Source organism: Litoreibacter halocynthiae (assembly GCF_004365635.1).
GTDB lineage: Bacteria > Pseudomonadota > Alphaproteobacteria > Rhodobacterales > Rhodobacteraceae > Litoreibacter > Litoreibacter halocynthiae.
In genome coordinates this window covers 1,310,579-1,326,768 of record NZ_SOBH01000001.1, presented here as the reverse complement: position 1 = coordinate 1,326,768, position 16,190 = coordinate 1,310,579, and the positions used below count along the sequence as shown (strand labels likewise).

Here is a 16,190-nt window from a genome sequence, read left to right as displayed (position 1 = left end):
GCGATGAGGCGGTCGGGCAATCGGCCTTCCGTCTTGCAAAGCGTATGGAAATTCAAAGGCTTGAGCGTAGCTCTGCTGGCAGTTTCCAAAACTGGAGGGACCGATGTTTCACAAAATTATGGTACCGATCGATTTGGCCCATAGCGGTAAGATGGGCAAATCCCTGCTATGTGCAGCGGAACTTGCCAAGACCCACAAGGCAGAGCTTTGCTTCGTAGGCGTAACGTCCAGCGCACCGGGCAAGGTGGCGCACAATCCCAAGGAATACGCGCAGAAGCTTGAAACCTTCGCGCAAGAGCAGGGTAAATCGCATGGGGTCACAGCGTCGTCGCATGCGATGACCAGCCACGATCCGGCGGTTGATCTGGACAAGACGCTGCTGACCGCAGTGGATGAAACGGGCTGTGATCTGATCGTGATGGCCACGCACACGCCGGGGTTTAGCGAGCATATTTGGGCATCGCATGGGGGGCATCTGGCCCAACACGCGAAAGCGTCCGTTTTCTTGGTACGTTGATAATAAAAAATAATTCAGGAGAGATCAGACAATGGTCGATGAAAATGAAAGTGAAGGAATCCGCCCGCCAGATGGTGAATCGGACCTGATCGACACAGATTACGAGATTGGCCAGGACAATGTGGAAGGCAATGTCGGCCCGTTCGGGTTCGACATCCACAACCCGGTATTCGGCATTTCCGGCGTCGCCATTGTGGCGTTCGTGTTCTACACGCTGGCCTTGCCAGAGCAGTCGGGGGCCTTGTTCTCATGGCTCTTCGGGGCAGTAACGAAGGGCTTTGACTGGTTCTTCATCAGCGCCGCCAACATCTTCGTATTGTTCTGTTTCATGCTGATCGTGTTGCCTATGGGCAAAGTGCGCTTGGGTGGCAAAGACGCGGTGCCGGACTACAGCTATGTCGGCTGGTTCGCGATGCTGTTTGCGGCCGGTATGGGCATCGGGCTGATGTTCTACGGCGTGTCGGAGCCGATGAGCCACTTCTCCAGCTCGTTTGGCGGCGTGGTCTCCGAGGGCGGCGCGCGTACCGACTGGGCTCCGCTTGGCGGCGCTGGCGGCGATCAGGACGAGGCCATCCGCCTTGGCATGGCGGCGACGATTTTCCACTGGGGCCTGCACCCATGGGCGATCTACGCGGTCGTGGCGCTGAGCCTTGCGTTGTTCACCTATAACAAGGGCCTGCCTTTGACGATCCGCTCGGCGTTCTACCCGATCTTCGGGGATCGCGTCTGGGGCTGGACCGGCCACATCATCGACACGCTGGCGGTGTTTGCCACGCTGTTCGGTCTGGCGACCTCGCTGGGCTTCGGCGCGACGCAGGCCAACGCGGGCCTGAACGAGCTGTTCGGCGTGCCGATCGGTGGCACCACGCAGGTGATCCTGATCTCCGTGATTACCGCAATCGCGCTGATCTCGGTTGTGCGCGGTCTGGACGGCGGGGTGAAGATCCTGTCGGAGATCAACATGGGGCTGGCCTTCCTGCTGCTCCTGTTCGTTTTGATCGTCGGGCCGACTGTCGCCATCCTGACAGGCTTTGCCGACAGCCTTCTGGCCTATGTCCAGTATCTGCCCGGTTTGGCCAATCCCATCGGCCGTGAGGACACCAACTTCGTTCAGGGCTGGACCTCGTTCTACTGGGCGTGGTGGATCAGCTGGTCACCTTTCGTCGGCATGTTCATCGCCCGCGTCAGCCGTGGCCGCACCGTGCGCGAGTTTGTGATCTGCGTCTTGCTGATCCCGAGCCTCGTCTGCGTGCTTTGGATGAGCGTCTTCGGCGGCACTGCCATCCAGCAGGTCGTAGTCGACGGCTACACCGCTGCGCAGGATGCACCGCTTGAGCTGAAGCTGTTCAAGATGCTGGACGAGTTGCCGCTGACGCAGATCACCTCGCTGATCGGGATCATTCTGGTGATCGTGTTCTTCGTCACCTCGTCGGATTCCGGCAGCCTCGTGATCGACACGATCACGGCGGGCGGCAAGATCGACGCTCCGGTGCCGCAGCGCGTGTTCTGGTGCATCTTCGAAGGGGCGGTGGCGATTGTGCTGCTGTTGTCGGTCGGCGGGTTGCAGTCGCTGCAATCCATGGTGATCTCGACGGGACTGCCGTTCACGGTGGTCTTGCTGATGATGTGCTGGGCGATCTTCAAAGGGCTTCAAACCGAAGAACGCTAAACTACGCCAAGACACAAACGAAAAACGGCGCCCCAATCGGAGCGCCGTTTCTTTTTTGTTGGAGGGAAGGTCGCCTATTCGGCAGCCTGCGCCTCCGCTGCGAACTTGTCGCGTTTGCCGTCGCGATATAGCGCCTTGGTCAGCGAGACCATCATCAGCCCCATAACCATCGTGAACGGAAGCGCCCCGATGATCATCGCGTTGCGCAGTGCATCCATCGGGTTGTTGTCCCCTGCGGCAAGCAGCAACGTGCCGATCACCAAGGTCAGGATAACGCCCCAAACGATGCGGTGCTTGACGCCGGTTTCCTGCTCTCCGCCGGACATGATGGTGTTCATCACCAGAATGCCGGAGTCTGCGGAGGTCACGAGGAAGGTCATGATCAGTACCACACACATGATGGTGATGGCCGACAGGAACCCGCCGGAGATCATCTCGCCCAGTGTCACGAACAGCTTGGCGGTGTTGGACGCGCCGATGATGGTGCCCTCTGCACCGCCGGTCAGTTCCAGATCAATTGCAGTGCCGCCAAGGATGGTCATCCATGCAAAGCACACCAGCGACGGCGCGATTACGCAACCGATGATGAATTCGCGCACAGAACGGCCCTTGGAGATACGTGCAAGGAACAGACCCACGAACGGCGAGAACGCGATCCACCATGCCCAATAGAAGGTGGACCAACCGGACTGCCAACCGAACTGACGGCCTTGGTTGCCTGCCTCGTATGCTGCGGCCAGCACGTCGTCCGGAAGCTCTGCTGCGGCGCCTTCAAGACCGGATTTGAAGCCGTCGAAGGAACCCCAGGCATTAGTCGCACCTGCCATCAGATCACCCGCCAGCGGTTTGGCGGCTTCCGGCAATGCGGCTGCAAAGGCGTCTGCGGATTGCGGACCATATGCCCCGAAGGACAGCTGCACGAAGTTCAGGATGTAGTCGATGAACGCCGAGCCATAGGTCGACAGGGCGAAGGTAAACGACCCGAAGATGATGAAGACCAGCAACAGGACCAATGACAGAACCAGATTGAGGTTCGAGAGGTACTTAACCCCGCGGCCAACGCCTGACACAGCCGACAGGATCGACATTGCCATGATCACCACAAGACCAGCCACAAGGCCAACTTTGCCCGGTGCAGGGGCGTCGCCTTCCATGTTCATCATCCACTCCATGCCGGTGATCGCGTAGACCCCGTCAATGAACTGGCTGACACCGAACCCGATGGTCACGGACACACCCAAGATGGTGGCAACAACACCCAGCACGTCGACGACATGGCCCAAGAAGCCATTCATCGCGCTGCCGAACAAAGGCGTCAGCGCCGCGCGGATGGTCAGTGGCATGTCGCGCGTGTAGGCGTAGTAGGCCAAGCTGAGGCCGGTCACGACATAGATCGCCCAAGCGTGGAAGCCGTAATGCAGGAAGGTGTAGCGATACGCCGATTGCAACGCTTCTTCCGAATTGGCGGGCACGTCACCGGCCAGAACAACAGGGTTAGACCCCCAAAGGCCCAGCGGCTCTGCGGTTGCGAAGACCATCAGGCCCACGCCCAGACCGGCCCCGAACATCATGGAAAACCATGAGAAATTCGAGAACTCCGGCTTCTCGCCCGGTGCGCCCATGATGCGCCGACCAGTGGATGGAATGATTGCGATGATCGCGAGGAAGAAGAAGAACAGCCCCGTGATGACGACATAGAAGGAGTTGAAGCTGGCGAGGATCGCGCTGTTCCAGCTGCTCAGCGTGCTGTTGGCGTAGCCCGGAAAGACCAATGCCCAAAGCACCAGCGCGACCATGATCCCCTTGGAAATCAAGGCGATTGGAACGCTGTTCCCGTGGTAAAACCCGCCATCTGCCGTTGAGATGTCGAGGTCGGTGAAGGGTGGTTTGATACTCATATTTCCCTGTCCTTGTTGGGCGGGGCATGCTGTTCGTTATATTTCGAAAGTCTGTATGCCCCGTCTTCCCGTCCTTCTCGGACGGGTCATGGGCGAAGCCTAAGCAGGTGACAGAATGCCGCAACGTCTGAAAGCGATGCGATTCTGTCTGTTGGCGACAGATTGGGTGCTTGCGTGGGGTTAACCGACGGGCCAAGATCGCCCAATGAAACTTGATATTGAATTCGTGCGGGCGCAATTCCCGGCTTTCGACGCGGCCCCTTTGAAGGGGCAGGCCTTCTTTGAAAATGCCGGCGGGTCCTATACCTGTCGCCCAGTGATCGACCGGCTCTACCGCTTCTACACAGAGCGCAAGGTTCAACCCTATGCGCCTTACGAGGCGTCGACCCTTGGCGGCGCGGAGATGGACGAGGCGCGGACGCGGCTATCAGCTATTCTGGGCGTCGACACGGACGAGCTGTCCTTCGGGCCGTCGACCACGCAGAACACTTACGTTCTGGCGCAGGCCTTTGCCCAGTGGATGAAACCGGGCGACGCGATCATCGTGACCAATCAAGACCATGAGGCCAATTCCGGCCCGTGGCGGCGTTTGGCCGAGCGCGGGTTCGAGGTGCGCGAGTGGAGGATCAACCCTGACACTGGCCATCTGGACCCTGCTGATCTGGCAAACCTCTTGGACAACAAGGTGCGGTTGGTGGCGTTCTCGCATTGCTCCAACGTGGTGGGAGAGATCAACGACGTCGCCGCCATCTGCGCCCAAGTGCATCAGGCGGGGGCGGTGGCCTGCGTCGACGGCGTCTCCTACGCGCCGCACGGGTTGCCGGATGTGGGTAAACTGGGGGCGGATATCTACCTGTTCTCGGCCTACAAAACCTACGGGCCTCATCAGGGTATCATGGTGATCCGCCGCGATCTGGGGATGAAACTGCCGAACCAGGGCCACCATTTCAACGAAGCCAGCCTGTATAAGCGGTTCACCCCAGCGGGTCCGGACCACGCGCAAGTTGCGGCCAGCGCGGGCATGGCGGACTATATCGACGCTTTGTATGACCACCATATCGGCGGTGATGCTGCCCCTGCGGCCAAAGGCGCTGCCGTGCATGACCTGATGCAGGCGCATGAGCATGAGATGTTGCAGCCGCTGCTGGACTACGCGTCGGCCAAGAACTCCGTGCGGTTGATCGGGCCGGACAAGGCGGCCTCACGCGCACCGACCGTTGCACTGGCCTTGCAAGCGAACGCAGAGGAAGCAGCGGCGCAACTGGCACCGCACGGTATCATGGCGGGTGGTGGCGATTTCTACGCGGGCCGCGCGTTGGAGGCGATGGGCGTCGACATGGACCGCGGCGTGCTGCGGTTGTCTTTTGTGCACTATACCTCGAAGCCAGAGGTTGACCGGCTGATAGACGCACTAGATCAGGTTTTATGAGTGATACACCAATTCTGTTCTGGTTCCGCCGCGATCTGCGGTTGGGCGACCATGAAGGCCTGAGTGCCGCCGCCGCCACGGGTCGCCCCGTGATCCCTGTGTTCATCCACGACGAAGTGGTCGAGACCCACGGCGCCGCGCCCAAATGGCGGCTGGGGCTGGGGGTGGAGCATTTTGCAAAGACGCTGGAGGGCATCGGCTCCAAGCTGGTCCTGCGACGCGGCAAGGCGCTGGACGTGCTGCGTGACTTGGTGAAGGAGACGGGGGCAGGGGCCGTATGGTGGTCGCGGGCCTATGACCCTGACGCCATCGCGCGAGACACAGGCGTGAAGGAAGCGTTGAAAGACGACGGCATCGACGCGCAAAGCTTCAAAGGCCATGTCCTGTTCGAGCCGTGGACGGTGGAAACCAAAACCGGTGGATTTTATCGGGTCTTCAGCCCGATGTGGAAATCGGTACGCGGAACGGGCCTTGCAGCGGACATTTCGGCGGTGAGCGAACTATGCGCGCCAAATTCATGGCCCGCGTCAGAAAAGATTGACGACTGGCAGATGGGGGCTGCGATGTGGCGCGGCGCGGATATCGTCGCCAAGCATGTGGTCGTCGGTGAAGACGCCGCATCCACCCGACTGGCCACCTTCATCCGCGATCGCATTGACGGATACAAAGACGCCCGCGACCAGATGGCGGTGCGCGGCACCTCGATGCTGTCGGAGAACCTGACCTATGGCGAGATTTCCCCCCGCCGCTGCTGGCACGCTGGTTGGCGGGCGGTGCATGAGGGAAAGTCGGGCGCAGAGACCTTTCTGAAAGAGCTGGTCTGGCGGGAATTTGCCTACCATCTGGCCTATCACACTCCGCGCATAATGGACAAAAACTGGCGCGAGGAATGGGATGCTTTCCCGTGGAAGGACGATGAACGCGCCGCCGAGATCAAAGCGTGGAAACAGGGCCGCACGGGGATCCAGTTGGTCGATGCTGCGATGCGGGAGATGTATGTCACCGGCTACATGCACAATCGCGGGCGGATGATCGTGGCCTCTTATCTGACCAAGCACCTGATGACCCATTGGAAGGTCGGGCAGGCGTGGTTTGACGATTGCCTGATCGATTGGGATCCGGCTTCAAATGCAATGGGATGGCAGTGGTCTGCGGGCTCCGGCCCGGACGCGACGCCCTATTTTCGCGTGTTCAATCCCGCGACGCAGGCCGAGAAGTTTGACAACGACCGCAGCTACCGTGCGCGCTATCTGGGGGAGTTGTTCAAGGATCACGGTGAGGAGGCGGAGGATTACTTCAAAGCCATTCCGAAGTCGTGGAATATGGCGATCACTGACGACTATCCCAAGCCCGTGGTTGCGTTGGATGAGGGGCGGCAGCGTGCGCTGGACGCCTATCAGCAACGCAAGGGATAAGCAGCGCACGGCATTCACGGAAAAACACGACCGCTTTGCTTTACTTGAGAAATTTCGCGCTATCTGTCAAAATTCATGAATATGCTTAGTTAGGGAGGCAGGGCATGAATGTTCTCACTGGCGATGTGCTGACACAGGATGTGTTGACGAGCACGCAAGGACAGCACGCGCTTCCGCGCTATTTTCCACAGGCTTTTGCCACCGCTCAGAAGATGCGCGCGGGGCGATTGGATATGAAGCTGCCCGATGGCCGCGTGTTCCGCGCTGAAGGGCGTGAGGCGGGCATTTCAGCCGAGATCGACATTCACAACAACGACCTGTTCGCCCGCTTGATCCGTGAAGGCGATCTGGGTTTTTGCGACGCCTATCTGGACGGCTGGTGGACCACGCCCGACCTGCAAGCTTTCATGGATTTGATGCATGCCGATAACGAGGAGGTCTATGACGGCTTCCCCGGCCTCGGACTGGTGCGGGCCTATGAGAAGATGCGGTTCTGGATGCAGCGGAACTCCAAGGAGCAGGCACGCAAGAATATCAGCTACCACTACGATCTGGGCAACGAGTTCTACGCGCTGTGGCTGGACCCGTCGATGACCTACAGCTCGGCCCTGTTCAAAGGTGACGAGAGCCTAGAGGAGGCGCAGCAGGCCAAATACGCCTCCATGCTGGACCAGATGGGCGCAAAGGCGGGCGACCATGTGCTGGAGATCGGCTGCGGCTGGGGCGGGTTCGCGGAACACGCGGCGCGCGAGGGGATCAGGGTCACGGGGCTGACGATCAGTCAGGAACAGCATGACTATGCTGTGGAACGGGTTGCTAAGGCGGGGCTGCGCGATCTGGTCGAGATCAAAATGCAGGACTACCGCGACGAGCGCGGGCAGTATGACGGCATCGCCAGCATCGAGATGTTTGAGGCGGTAGGCGAGAAATACTGGCCGGTCTATTTCGACACCATCCGCGACCGCCTCAAGCCCGGCAAATGCGCGACCTTGCAGATCATCACCGTCGAGGACCGCCGTTGGGAGGTCTATAACCGTCAGGTGGACTTCATCCAGAAATACATCTTTCCGGGCGGCATGTTGCCGTGCCCGTCCGTGCTGCGCGCGCAGGTGGAGCGGGCAGGGCTGGAGGTCGTGGGCTCCATCGAGTTCGGGGAAAGTTACTCGAAAACCCTGCGCCTGTGGCATGAGACGTTCAACGCCCGATGGGACAAGGTGGAAGAATTGGGGTTTGACCAACGCTTTAGAAACATGTGGAATTTCTATCTGACCTCTTGCGCCGCTACGTTTTGGAGTGGAAACTGCGATGTGACGCAGATCACCATGAAAAAAACCGAGTAGTTTCTACAATGACCACCACTGCCAAGATGCCCACAGCCGCCAAACTTGTTGCCGGAGTCATTTTTGCGATCACGGGTTACTTAGTGGCAGAACTGATCAGACCAACGCTTCCAGAGGGGCAACCGCTAAAATGGCTGCTGCCGATCTGCGTCGGTATTCCGCTGATTGTCGGCTGGCGTATCATGGGAAAACTGGTGGGTAAAAACTACGGCGCCAGCATGAATAATGGCCTCTATGTCGTTGTTGTATCTACGGTTTCTGTCACCTTCATCTTCGCGGTAGCTTTGATGATCAAGAAATCCCGCCGCTTGCAATATGACGGCCCGATGGAGGCCTTGGTGGACGTTTTCGCATTGATGCTCGATTACGGACTGTTATTGCTGAACCCGTTTGTGTTGGCGGTTCTGGTCATCGGTGGGTTCTTCGGGGGGGTTGCCTCTGAATGGGCGCATCGCAAGTTTGAGTGACGGCGTGAACATAATCGCAGCCACCGACGACATCGTCCTTTTTGGCACCCTGACAGACCCCGAACTTCTGGAAATCGTGCTGGGCGCTGTGGCAGATGCGCAACCCGTGGCGCTGGCCGATCACCGCGTGTTTACCGCGGCAGGCGAGACATTCCCGCTGTTGTTGCCGTGCGAAGGTGCGCAAGCCGAAGGGTTGCTGTTGAAGAACCTGACGGACGAGCAGGTTGCACGGCTGGACTATTACGAAGCCCCCTATGGATACGAGCTGGTGCCGGTAGTGCTGGCGGACGGGCAGCGCGCGCGTCTCTACACGCCGACTGACAACCAGTATGGCAAGGGCGCGCCATGGAGCCTTGCGTATTGGCAGCAAACCATGGGCGCGGTGACCCGCGAGGCGGCCCACGAAATTATGGACCTGTTCGGCAAAATAGCGATTGCCGATTTGGTGCGGAAACTTGGACCGATCCGGGCGCGGGCGCAGGCGCGTGTGAACGCGCGGAATGATGCGCCTCCGGTGACCTTGCGAAAAGGACCGTCTCGCGACGCGGTCGAGGTGGTCGCGCAGAACCGGCCCTATTCGCGGTTCTTTGCGTTGGACGAATTGACGCTGCGCCATACCCGATTTGATGGCGGAACAAACCTTGTGGAGCGCGAGGTGTTCGTCGCGGTCGATGCGGTTGTGGTGCTGCCCTATGATCCGGTGCGCGACACCGTTTTGCTGATCGAGCAGTTTCGCCCCGCGCCCTTTGCCCGCGGTGATCTGAACCCGTGGTGCCTTGAAGCGGTGGCCGGACGTATTGACGGGGGCGAAAGTCCCGAGATTGCCGCTCATCGCGAGGCGGAGGAAGAAACGGGACTGCATCTGTCAGATTTGGTGCCAGCGGCAAATTACTACCCGTCACCCGGGGCGCTCAGCGAGTATCTATATTGCTTTATCGGGCTGGCAGACCTGCCGGACGATGCGGCGGGGCTCGGCGGTTTGGATGCCGAAGACGAGGACATCCGGTCGATGGTGATCCCCTTTGCAACATTGATGGACGCTGTGCGCAGCGGAGAGGTCCAAAACGGGCCGCTTTTGATTTGCGCCTTTTGTCTGGATCGTGAACGCACAAGGCTGCGCGCGGACGCAACACCTGCTTGAGTTCGCCCCGTGCGATGCCTATCAAAGGGCAAGCGCTGAACAGGAGTTTCGCAGATGGCTATCAAGAAAAACCTAGCCGAGTTGGTGGGCAACACGCCCCTTATCCGATTGAACGCCGCCAGCGAGGCGACGGGCTGCGAAATACTGGGCAAAGCCGAATTCATGAACCCCGGCCAGTCGGTCAAGGACCGCCCTGCGTTGTACATCATTCGCGACGCTATTGCCTCTGGCGCGTTGAAGCCCGGTGGTACGATCGTCGAAGGCACGGCGGGCAACACGGGCATCGGCCTTGCACTGGTCGGCGCGTCGATGGGGTTCAAGACCGTGATCGTCATTCCAGAGACGCAAAGTCAGGAAAAGAAAGACATGCTGCGCCTTGCAGGTGCGGAGCTGGTGGAAGTGCCAGCCGCACCTTACCGCAAACCGAACAATTTCGTGCGCTACTCGGAGCGTTTGGCCAAGAAGCTGAACGAAACCGAGCCGAACGGCGCGATCTGGGCGAACCAGTTTGACAATGTGGCCAACCGTCAGGCCCATATCGAGACCACAGGTCCGGAGATTTGGGAGCAAACCGGCGGCAAGGTTGACGGCTTCATCTGCGCCGTCGGCTCTGGTGGCACCTTGGCGGGGATCGCCATGGCGTTGCAGCCAAAGGGCGTGAAGATCGGTTTGGCGGACCCGATGGGGGCCGCTCTCTATGACTGGTACACCAAGGGGGAGCTGACCATGGATGGCGGCTCCATCGCCGAAGGGATCGGTCAGGTGCGCATCACCAAGAACCTTGAAGGGCTGACACCGGACTACAATTACCAAATCCCCGACGAAGAGGCGCTGCCGATTGTGTTCGATACGCTGCAACATGAAGGGCTGTGTCTGGGGGCCTCGTCCGGTATCAATATCGCAGGCGCGATCCGTCTGGCGAAAGACATGGGGCCGGGCCACACCATCGTGACCATCCTGTGCGACTACGGCACGCGGTATCAGTCGAAGTTGTGGAATCCGGAGTTCCTGAAAGAGAAGGGGCTGCCATTCCCCGAATGGCTGGCGCGTGCGCCGCAGCCCATGCCAAGCGTGTTCGAATAGATGGCCCGTTTGACGTTACTGCGCGCCTTTCTTGTCGCGCTTACCTTGTGTTTTGGCGTCGTCGCGGGACAGGGTCCTGTGTTGGCGCAGGCGGTTACGACCAAAAGTGGCGCGCCGGATTATGAGGCGTGGGAGCGTGATGCAACACGTGCTGACGAGGTGCTGGTGCAGGACCGCGCCTCGGTCGAGGGGCTGCAATCCCTGCGTGAGCAGCTTGCCTCGTGGCGCGAGGTGTTTTTGCGCCGTCAAAGCGTAAACAAGGATCGCATATCCACACTCAAAAGCCAGATCAGCGCTTTGGGTCCTTTGCCCGCCGAAGGGGAAAGCGAGCCCGAAGAGATCGCCAGCCGACGTACGGAACTGACAACGGAGCTTGATACTGCGACGGCCCCGATCCGACGCGCCGAGGAAGCCTATACGCGGGCCGACGGCCTTATTTCGCGGCTCGATAGCAGCGTGCGGGACCGCCAGACAAACCAGATTCTGAAACTGAATCCCACCCCCTTGAACCCTGCGCTATGGTCCGGTGCCATACTGTCGGTGGCGGAGGTCGGGGCTAAGGTTGTCACTGAGGTGAAGTCCAATCTGGCCTCGGCGAAACGCTACGAAACCTTGAAAGGCAGCTTGCCCCTGATCCTTGTTTTGCTGGTGACGGGGGTGATTTTTGTCGTCCGTGGCGGCGCATGGGTCGAGCGCGGTCTGGCCAAGCTGCGTGACAGCCGCCACGCAAGTCGCGCCCGTGTTCGGGTAGGCGTGTTCCTGATTTCGCTTGCCTCGCTCATCTTACCGATTGTCGGGTTGACGCTGATCCTTGAAGCCGCTGACCAAAGCGAGTTGAGCGGTGTCGCTGGCGACGCGGTTCTGGAAATCCTGTCAGCCGTGATTATCATCATCTATGTGGCACGCTGGCTTGCCCGCCAGATTGCACCTCCTGCTTATCCACCGCATCCGTTGCTGGTATTGGCTGAGGGTCAAGGTCTGCAAATTCGCGTGCTGATCAACTTCGCAGGTCTGTTCATTGCTGCCAATGCGGCGATCGGGGGGCTGTTGTTGACCGATCTGCTGACGGAGACCGCCGCATCGGTTCTTGGCCTGCCGGTGATCATACTTGCGGGACTGTTCTTGTATCGCATCGCAACATTGATGGTGGTTTCGGCGAAGGCGGCACAGGTCCAGTCGGCTGAAGCCAGCGACGCCGAGGAGCAAAACATAGGGCCGGACGGCCCCAACGGGATTGTTCTTCGGTTCCTTGGCCGCGCGGCGCGCATCGTGGCCATTGTTGGCCCCTTGCTGGCGATAATTGGCTACACCTATGCGGGCAACGTGCTGGTGTATTCCACCTATCTGACCCTTGCGGTGATGGCGGGTGTCGCGATCCTGCAAAGACTTGTGCGCGACATCTACTCGATGATCCGCGGTGAAGAGGCAGGCAGCAGCGGGCTCATTCCGGTGCTGATCGGCTTCGCCCTGACCTTGTGCTCGCTTCCGCTATTGGCGTTGATCTGGGGCGCACGCGTCACCGATCTGAGCGAGGCGTGGGCGATGGTGGCGTCGGGCGTGCAGTTGGGTGACAGCCGCATCTCGCCTGTTGATTTCCTGACGTTCGCGGTGATCTTCGCGGCAGGCTACGGCCTGACCCGCCTGATGCAAGGCACGCTGCGCACGCAGGTACTTCCGCGCACCGAACTCGACACGGGCGGGCGCAACGCCATTGTGGCCGGAACGGGCTATATTGGTATCTTCCTCGCGGCGTTGATTGCCATCACCAGCGCAGGGATTGACCTGTCCTCCCTGGCGATTGTCGCTGGTGCGTTGTCTGTTGGTATCGGTTTCGGGCTGCAAACGATCGTGTCGAACTTCGTGTCCGGCATCATCTTGTTGATTGAGCGCCCGATTTCCGAGGGCGACTGGATCGAGGTTGGGGGCACCATGGGCGTGGTGCGCGACATCTCGGTGCGGGCGACGCGGGTCGAGACCTTTGATCGCCGCGACGTGATCGTGCCCAACGCGGACCTGATTTCGACTTCGGTGACGAACTGGACCAAGGGCAACCTGACGGGACGGATTATCGTCTCGGTCGGCGTGGCTTATGGCACGGACACCAAACGGGTCGAGCGGATTTTGCGCGAGATCGCGGAAGCCGAACCGCTGGTAATTCTGAACCCGCCGCCCAGCGTGCTGTTCCGCGGCTTTGGCGCGGATTCGCTGGACTTCGAGATCCGCGCGATTATCCGCGACGTGAACTATGTGACCCATGTGCCATCCGAGATGAACCACGAGATTGCACGCCGCTTCGCCGAAGAGGGGATCGAGATACCCTTCGCACAGCGTGACGTCTGGCTGCGCAACCCCGAAGCGCTGCAAGCGTCCGCGGAGAAGGAACCTGCGGAGAAGAAGCCAGAGGCGAAGAAGTCAGCAGCCAAGAAACCTGCCACCGAGAAACCGGCGCCAAAGCAGGGACCAAAGCAGGGACCAAAGTTGTGAGCCTGTTATTTCGCGACGATGCCTATCTGAAAGAGGCCACAGCAACAGTCACTGCCGTCACCGCGCAAGGCGTGTTCTTGGATCGTGCGTTGTTCTACCCCACGGGTGGCGGACAGCCGGGTGACATTGGGCGACTGGACTGGGCGGGTGCAAGTTGCGCCATTGTGGACACGCGAAAAGGCACAGGCGACGAGGTTGTGCTGATCGTGCAGGAAGGCGACCCGATGCCGGAGACCGGCACGCAGGTAACCCAAATCCTCGACTGGGACCGCCGCCATGCGCATATGCGCGTGCACACCGCGTTGCATCTGTTGTCGGTGGTGATCCCGCTTGGTGTGACAGGTGGCCAGATCGGCACCGAGAAAGGCCGGCTGGATTTTGACATGCCCGAGCCGCCCGAAGACAAGGCCGCGCTTGAACAGGAGCTGAACGCGCTGATTGCGCGTGACCTGGTGGTCTCGGACCAATGGATCACGGATGCGGAACTTGAGGCCAATCCCGGCCTTGTCAAAACCATGTCCGTGCAGCCGCCCAAAGGGGCAGGGCGCGTGCGTCTGGTTCGTATCGGGGATGAAGTTGAACAAATCGACCTGCAGCCCTGTGGCGGCACCCATGTGGCGTGCAGCGCGGAAATTGGCCCTGTTCGGATTGGCAAAATCGAAAACAAGGGCCGCAACAACAGACGGGTACACCTGCATCTGGAAAGCTAGTGTGATGCGGTTGCACTGCGACGCTTAACTCTTCTTGAAAAGAGCGGAATTGCCCCTTGCGCTTCCCCTGTGCTTTTGGCTACACCCTGCGCCACGGACAGGTGGCCGAGTGGTCGAAGGCGCACGCCTGGAAAGTGTGTAGGCGGGAGACCGTCTCCAGGGTTCGAATCCCTGTCTGTCCGCCACCACCCCCTTTTAAAAATTTGAATTAACCGCCTTCGATAATCATTTTTACTGATTTACGAAGCCATAGAGACAGCTCTTATCGTTGTTGAGATTCATTCGATTGCGGCAATATTCGTTCCTTGGGTGGTTTGACTTGCGGCATTTCAAGGTGGCGTTGTATGAGTTCACGCTGGATCGTCATGCCCCGTAAGACATCTGGTTTTAATTTCTGCACCCCTGGTGAAAACCGCCATCACAGTGAGCGGCTAATCTCGTGCTGTCTGCATCGGTCCAATTGTCAGGATCCGTAACTGCAACCCAAGGCCGGACATAGTCGGGGCCATAATAGGCGTGACCATGCCCATCTGGCGCAGAATTTGCCAGTGCCATGTCGACCGCAAGTTGGAACTGCGTAACGATCGGGATGAATATCATATCGGGGGAGACATCAACCGCAGCGGGTTCCCGCATCCATTCAGGCGCTCGAAACACCGAGGCCGCTTCGTAAAAGACTATCGGATCACTTGAGTATTGCAGAAAGACCAGCCGCATATCACCCCAGCCTGCTGGCCCCCCTGCATCATTGGTGTGAGACGCAAAACGTACCAACTGGCCGTCGCCGATAGTTGGCCGCACATAAGGGCTGTCAGGAGTTCGTTCTGCGTTGATTCCGTTCCACATGGCAGAGGGGAAGGGCGGACCTGCCCAGAGCGCGCCGTTGATGGGGTCATCGAGAAGGGCAAACAATCCTGTGCCATGCATAGACGCCCATGCGCCAAGGCTCAGGCCGTGAATGTATAATTTCGGTCTCGTCCGCCTCGGCAGCGTCTTCCAATAGCTGTGAACTGTTGAGATCAATTCGCGAGCTTGATCCAGCCCCGAGCGCGTTTCCAAAATCAGGGCCAACGGGGATTGCAGGTATGAGTATTGCACGGCAATTGTCGCTATATCCCCGCCATGCATGTATTCCACCGTGTCGACCGCACCCGGATCCAGCCATCCGGTACCTGTCGGCAAAGCGACGATCAGAACCTTCCGGTCAAAACCACCAAGGCGTTTTAGTTCTGCCAAGGCGATATCAGCGCGCTCCTGCGGCGTCTCGGCTTGCGCCAATCCAGCATAGACACGGATCGGTTGCAGGGCTTCGCGTCCCGTAAATTGGCTAATTGCAGCGGCACTCGGGCCCGTTGTGACATAGTCCCGGCCCGGTTGTCCCATCGCACCCCAGGCTATCAGGGAACTCTTGCCCCCAGCGATCCCCGCACCGGACGGAGCAGGTGGTGCCGTATCAAACAAGTGCTGTGCAACCGTCACTGATTTGTCGAGATTGGCGATCACCTTGTCCAGCACGCCATCACGGGTGACAACGACCACGATGAAAACCGTCAACAAGAAGCCTGCAATATTTGCCGTCCGAGCAGGCATGAAGCGATAGAGCCGATGCCTCAGGTAATCGAATGCGACTCGCAGCAGAGCACCGACCAAAACCAGAACAGCGAACACAACCGCGGCGACCAGTAGCATCCGGATAGTCTCGCTGCTGTCGACGGTGTCCATCCCCATGCGGGACCGGATACCGTTTTGCCAGTCGTCGGCTTTTCCAAGGCAGATTATGACCACGACGATGACAGGTAGGGTCAGGATCGCGTAAAAAATCAGGGCTGCGCGTTCTTGCAAAGTGGGAAGTTCCATAACCCACCACAGGCCCATGATGATCCGCCCGATCAGATAGCCAAGCGCCATGACCAAACCACCCAGCACCCCCTGAACCAGCCATTCGCGTGGAATAAGAGAGGGTGTCAAAGACGCGGCAAGGAACAACAGCCCCAACAAAAGCGGCAATACTGCCAGCCCAGTACCTTTTATCATGCG

Annotated in this window: 12 protein-coding genes and 1 tRNA gene; 11 read left to right on the top strand and 2 right to left on the bottom strand. The window is 59.4% G+C overall.

Annotated features, from left to right (window positions below):
• The first annotated feature begins 103 nt into the window (after positions 1–103).
• Together BDE40_RS06385 and BDE40_RS06380 are read left to right on the top strand one after the other, a co-directional pair.
• Positions 104–517 carry a universal stress protein gene (locus tag BDE40_RS06385; protein ID WP_134013583.1) on the top strand — a complete coding sequence of 138 codons (414 nt, stop codon included), beginning with the start codon at positions 104–106 and terminating at the stop codon, positions 515–517.
• Positions 518–548: 31 nt separating this feature from the next.
• A complete protein-coding gene (locus tag BDE40_RS06380) occupies positions 549–2,186 on the top strand; it encodes a BCCT family transporter (protein WP_134013582.1) in 1,638 nt (545 codons plus the stop codon).
• A gap of 74 nt (positions 2,187–2,260) precedes the next feature.
• On the opposite strand, the gene BDE40_RS06375 is transcribed toward BDE40_RS06380, so the two are convergent.
• Positions 2,261–4,084 carry a BCCT family transporter gene (locus BDE40_RS06375; protein ID WP_134013581.1) on the bottom strand — a complete coding sequence of 608 codons (1,824 nt, stop codon included), beginning with the start codon at positions 4,082–4,084 and terminating at the stop codon, positions 2,261–2,263.
• 205 nt (positions 4,085–4,289) lie between these two features.
• Here BDE40_RS06375 and BDE40_RS06370 point away from each other — a divergent pair, with 205 nt between their 5' ends.
• The 9 genes from BDE40_RS06370 (at position 4,290) to BDE40_RS06330 (ending at position 14,338) form a co-directional block, all read left to right on the top strand.
• Positions 4,290–5,513, top strand: coding sequence for an aminotransferase class V-fold PLP-dependent enzyme (locus BDE40_RS06370; protein WP_134013580.1), 1,224 nt, complete (start codon positions 4,290–4,292; stop codon positions 5,511–5,513).
• Positions 5,510–6,928 carry a cryptochrome/photolyase family protein gene (locus tag BDE40_RS06365; RefSeq protein ID WP_134013579.1) on the top strand — a complete coding sequence of 473 codons (1,419 nt, stop codon included), beginning with the start codon at positions 5,510–5,512 and terminating at the stop codon, positions 6,926–6,928. Before BDE40_RS06370 ends, BDE40_RS06365 begins: the two co-directional genes overlap by 4 nt.
• A gap of 104 nt (positions 6,929–7,032) precedes the next feature.
• On the top strand, positions 7,033–8,268 hold the full coding sequence (locus BDE40_RS06360) for an SAM-dependent methyltransferase (RefSeq protein WP_134013578.1): 1,236 nt from the start codon (positions 7,033–7,035) through the stop codon (positions 8,266–8,268).
• Between the two features lie 8 nt (positions 8,269–8,276).
• The gene (locus BDE40_RS06355; protein WP_134013577.1) at positions 8,277–8,735 is read left to right on the top strand and encodes a TrgA family protein; all 459 of its coding nucleotides are present in this window, start codon (positions 8,277–8,279) and stop codon (positions 8,733–8,735) included.
• Positions 8,736–8,739: 4 nt separating this feature from the next.
• Positions 8,740–9,876, top strand: coding sequence for an NUDIX domain-containing protein (locus tag BDE40_RS06350; protein ID WP_162848036.1), 1,137 nt, complete (start codon positions 8,740–8,742; stop codon positions 9,874–9,876).
• A gap of 54 nt (positions 9,877–9,930) precedes the next feature.
• The gene (locus tag BDE40_RS06345) at positions 9,931–10,959 is read left to right on the top strand and encodes a cysteine synthase A (protein WP_134013575.1); all 1,029 of its coding nucleotides are present in this window, start codon (positions 9,931–9,933) and stop codon (positions 10,957–10,959) included.
• A complete protein-coding gene (locus tag BDE40_RS06340; protein ID WP_134013574.1) occupies positions 10,960–13,443 on the top strand; it encodes a DUF3772 domain-containing protein in 2,484 nt (827 codons plus the stop codon).
• The gene (locus BDE40_RS06335; RefSeq protein WP_134013573.1) at positions 13,440–14,153 is read left to right on the top strand and encodes an alanyl-tRNA editing protein; all 714 of its coding nucleotides are present in this window, start codon (positions 13,440–13,442) and stop codon (positions 14,151–14,153) included. The genes BDE40_RS06340 and BDE40_RS06335 overlap by 4 nt, the downstream gene beginning before the upstream one ends.
• Before the next feature lie 95 nt (positions 14,154–14,248).
• Positions 14,249–14,338, top strand: a tRNA-Ser gene (locus tag BDE40_RS06330).
• Positions 14,339–14,540: 202 nt separating this feature from the next.
• Here BDE40_RS06330 and BDE40_RS06325 read toward each other — a convergent pair.
• The gene (locus BDE40_RS06325) at positions 14,541–16,187 is read right to left on the bottom strand and encodes an alpha/beta hydrolase (protein WP_134013572.1); all 1,647 of its coding nucleotides are present in this window, start codon (positions 16,185–16,187) and stop codon (positions 14,541–14,543) included.
• Positions 16,188–16,190 lie beyond the last annotated feature (3 nt).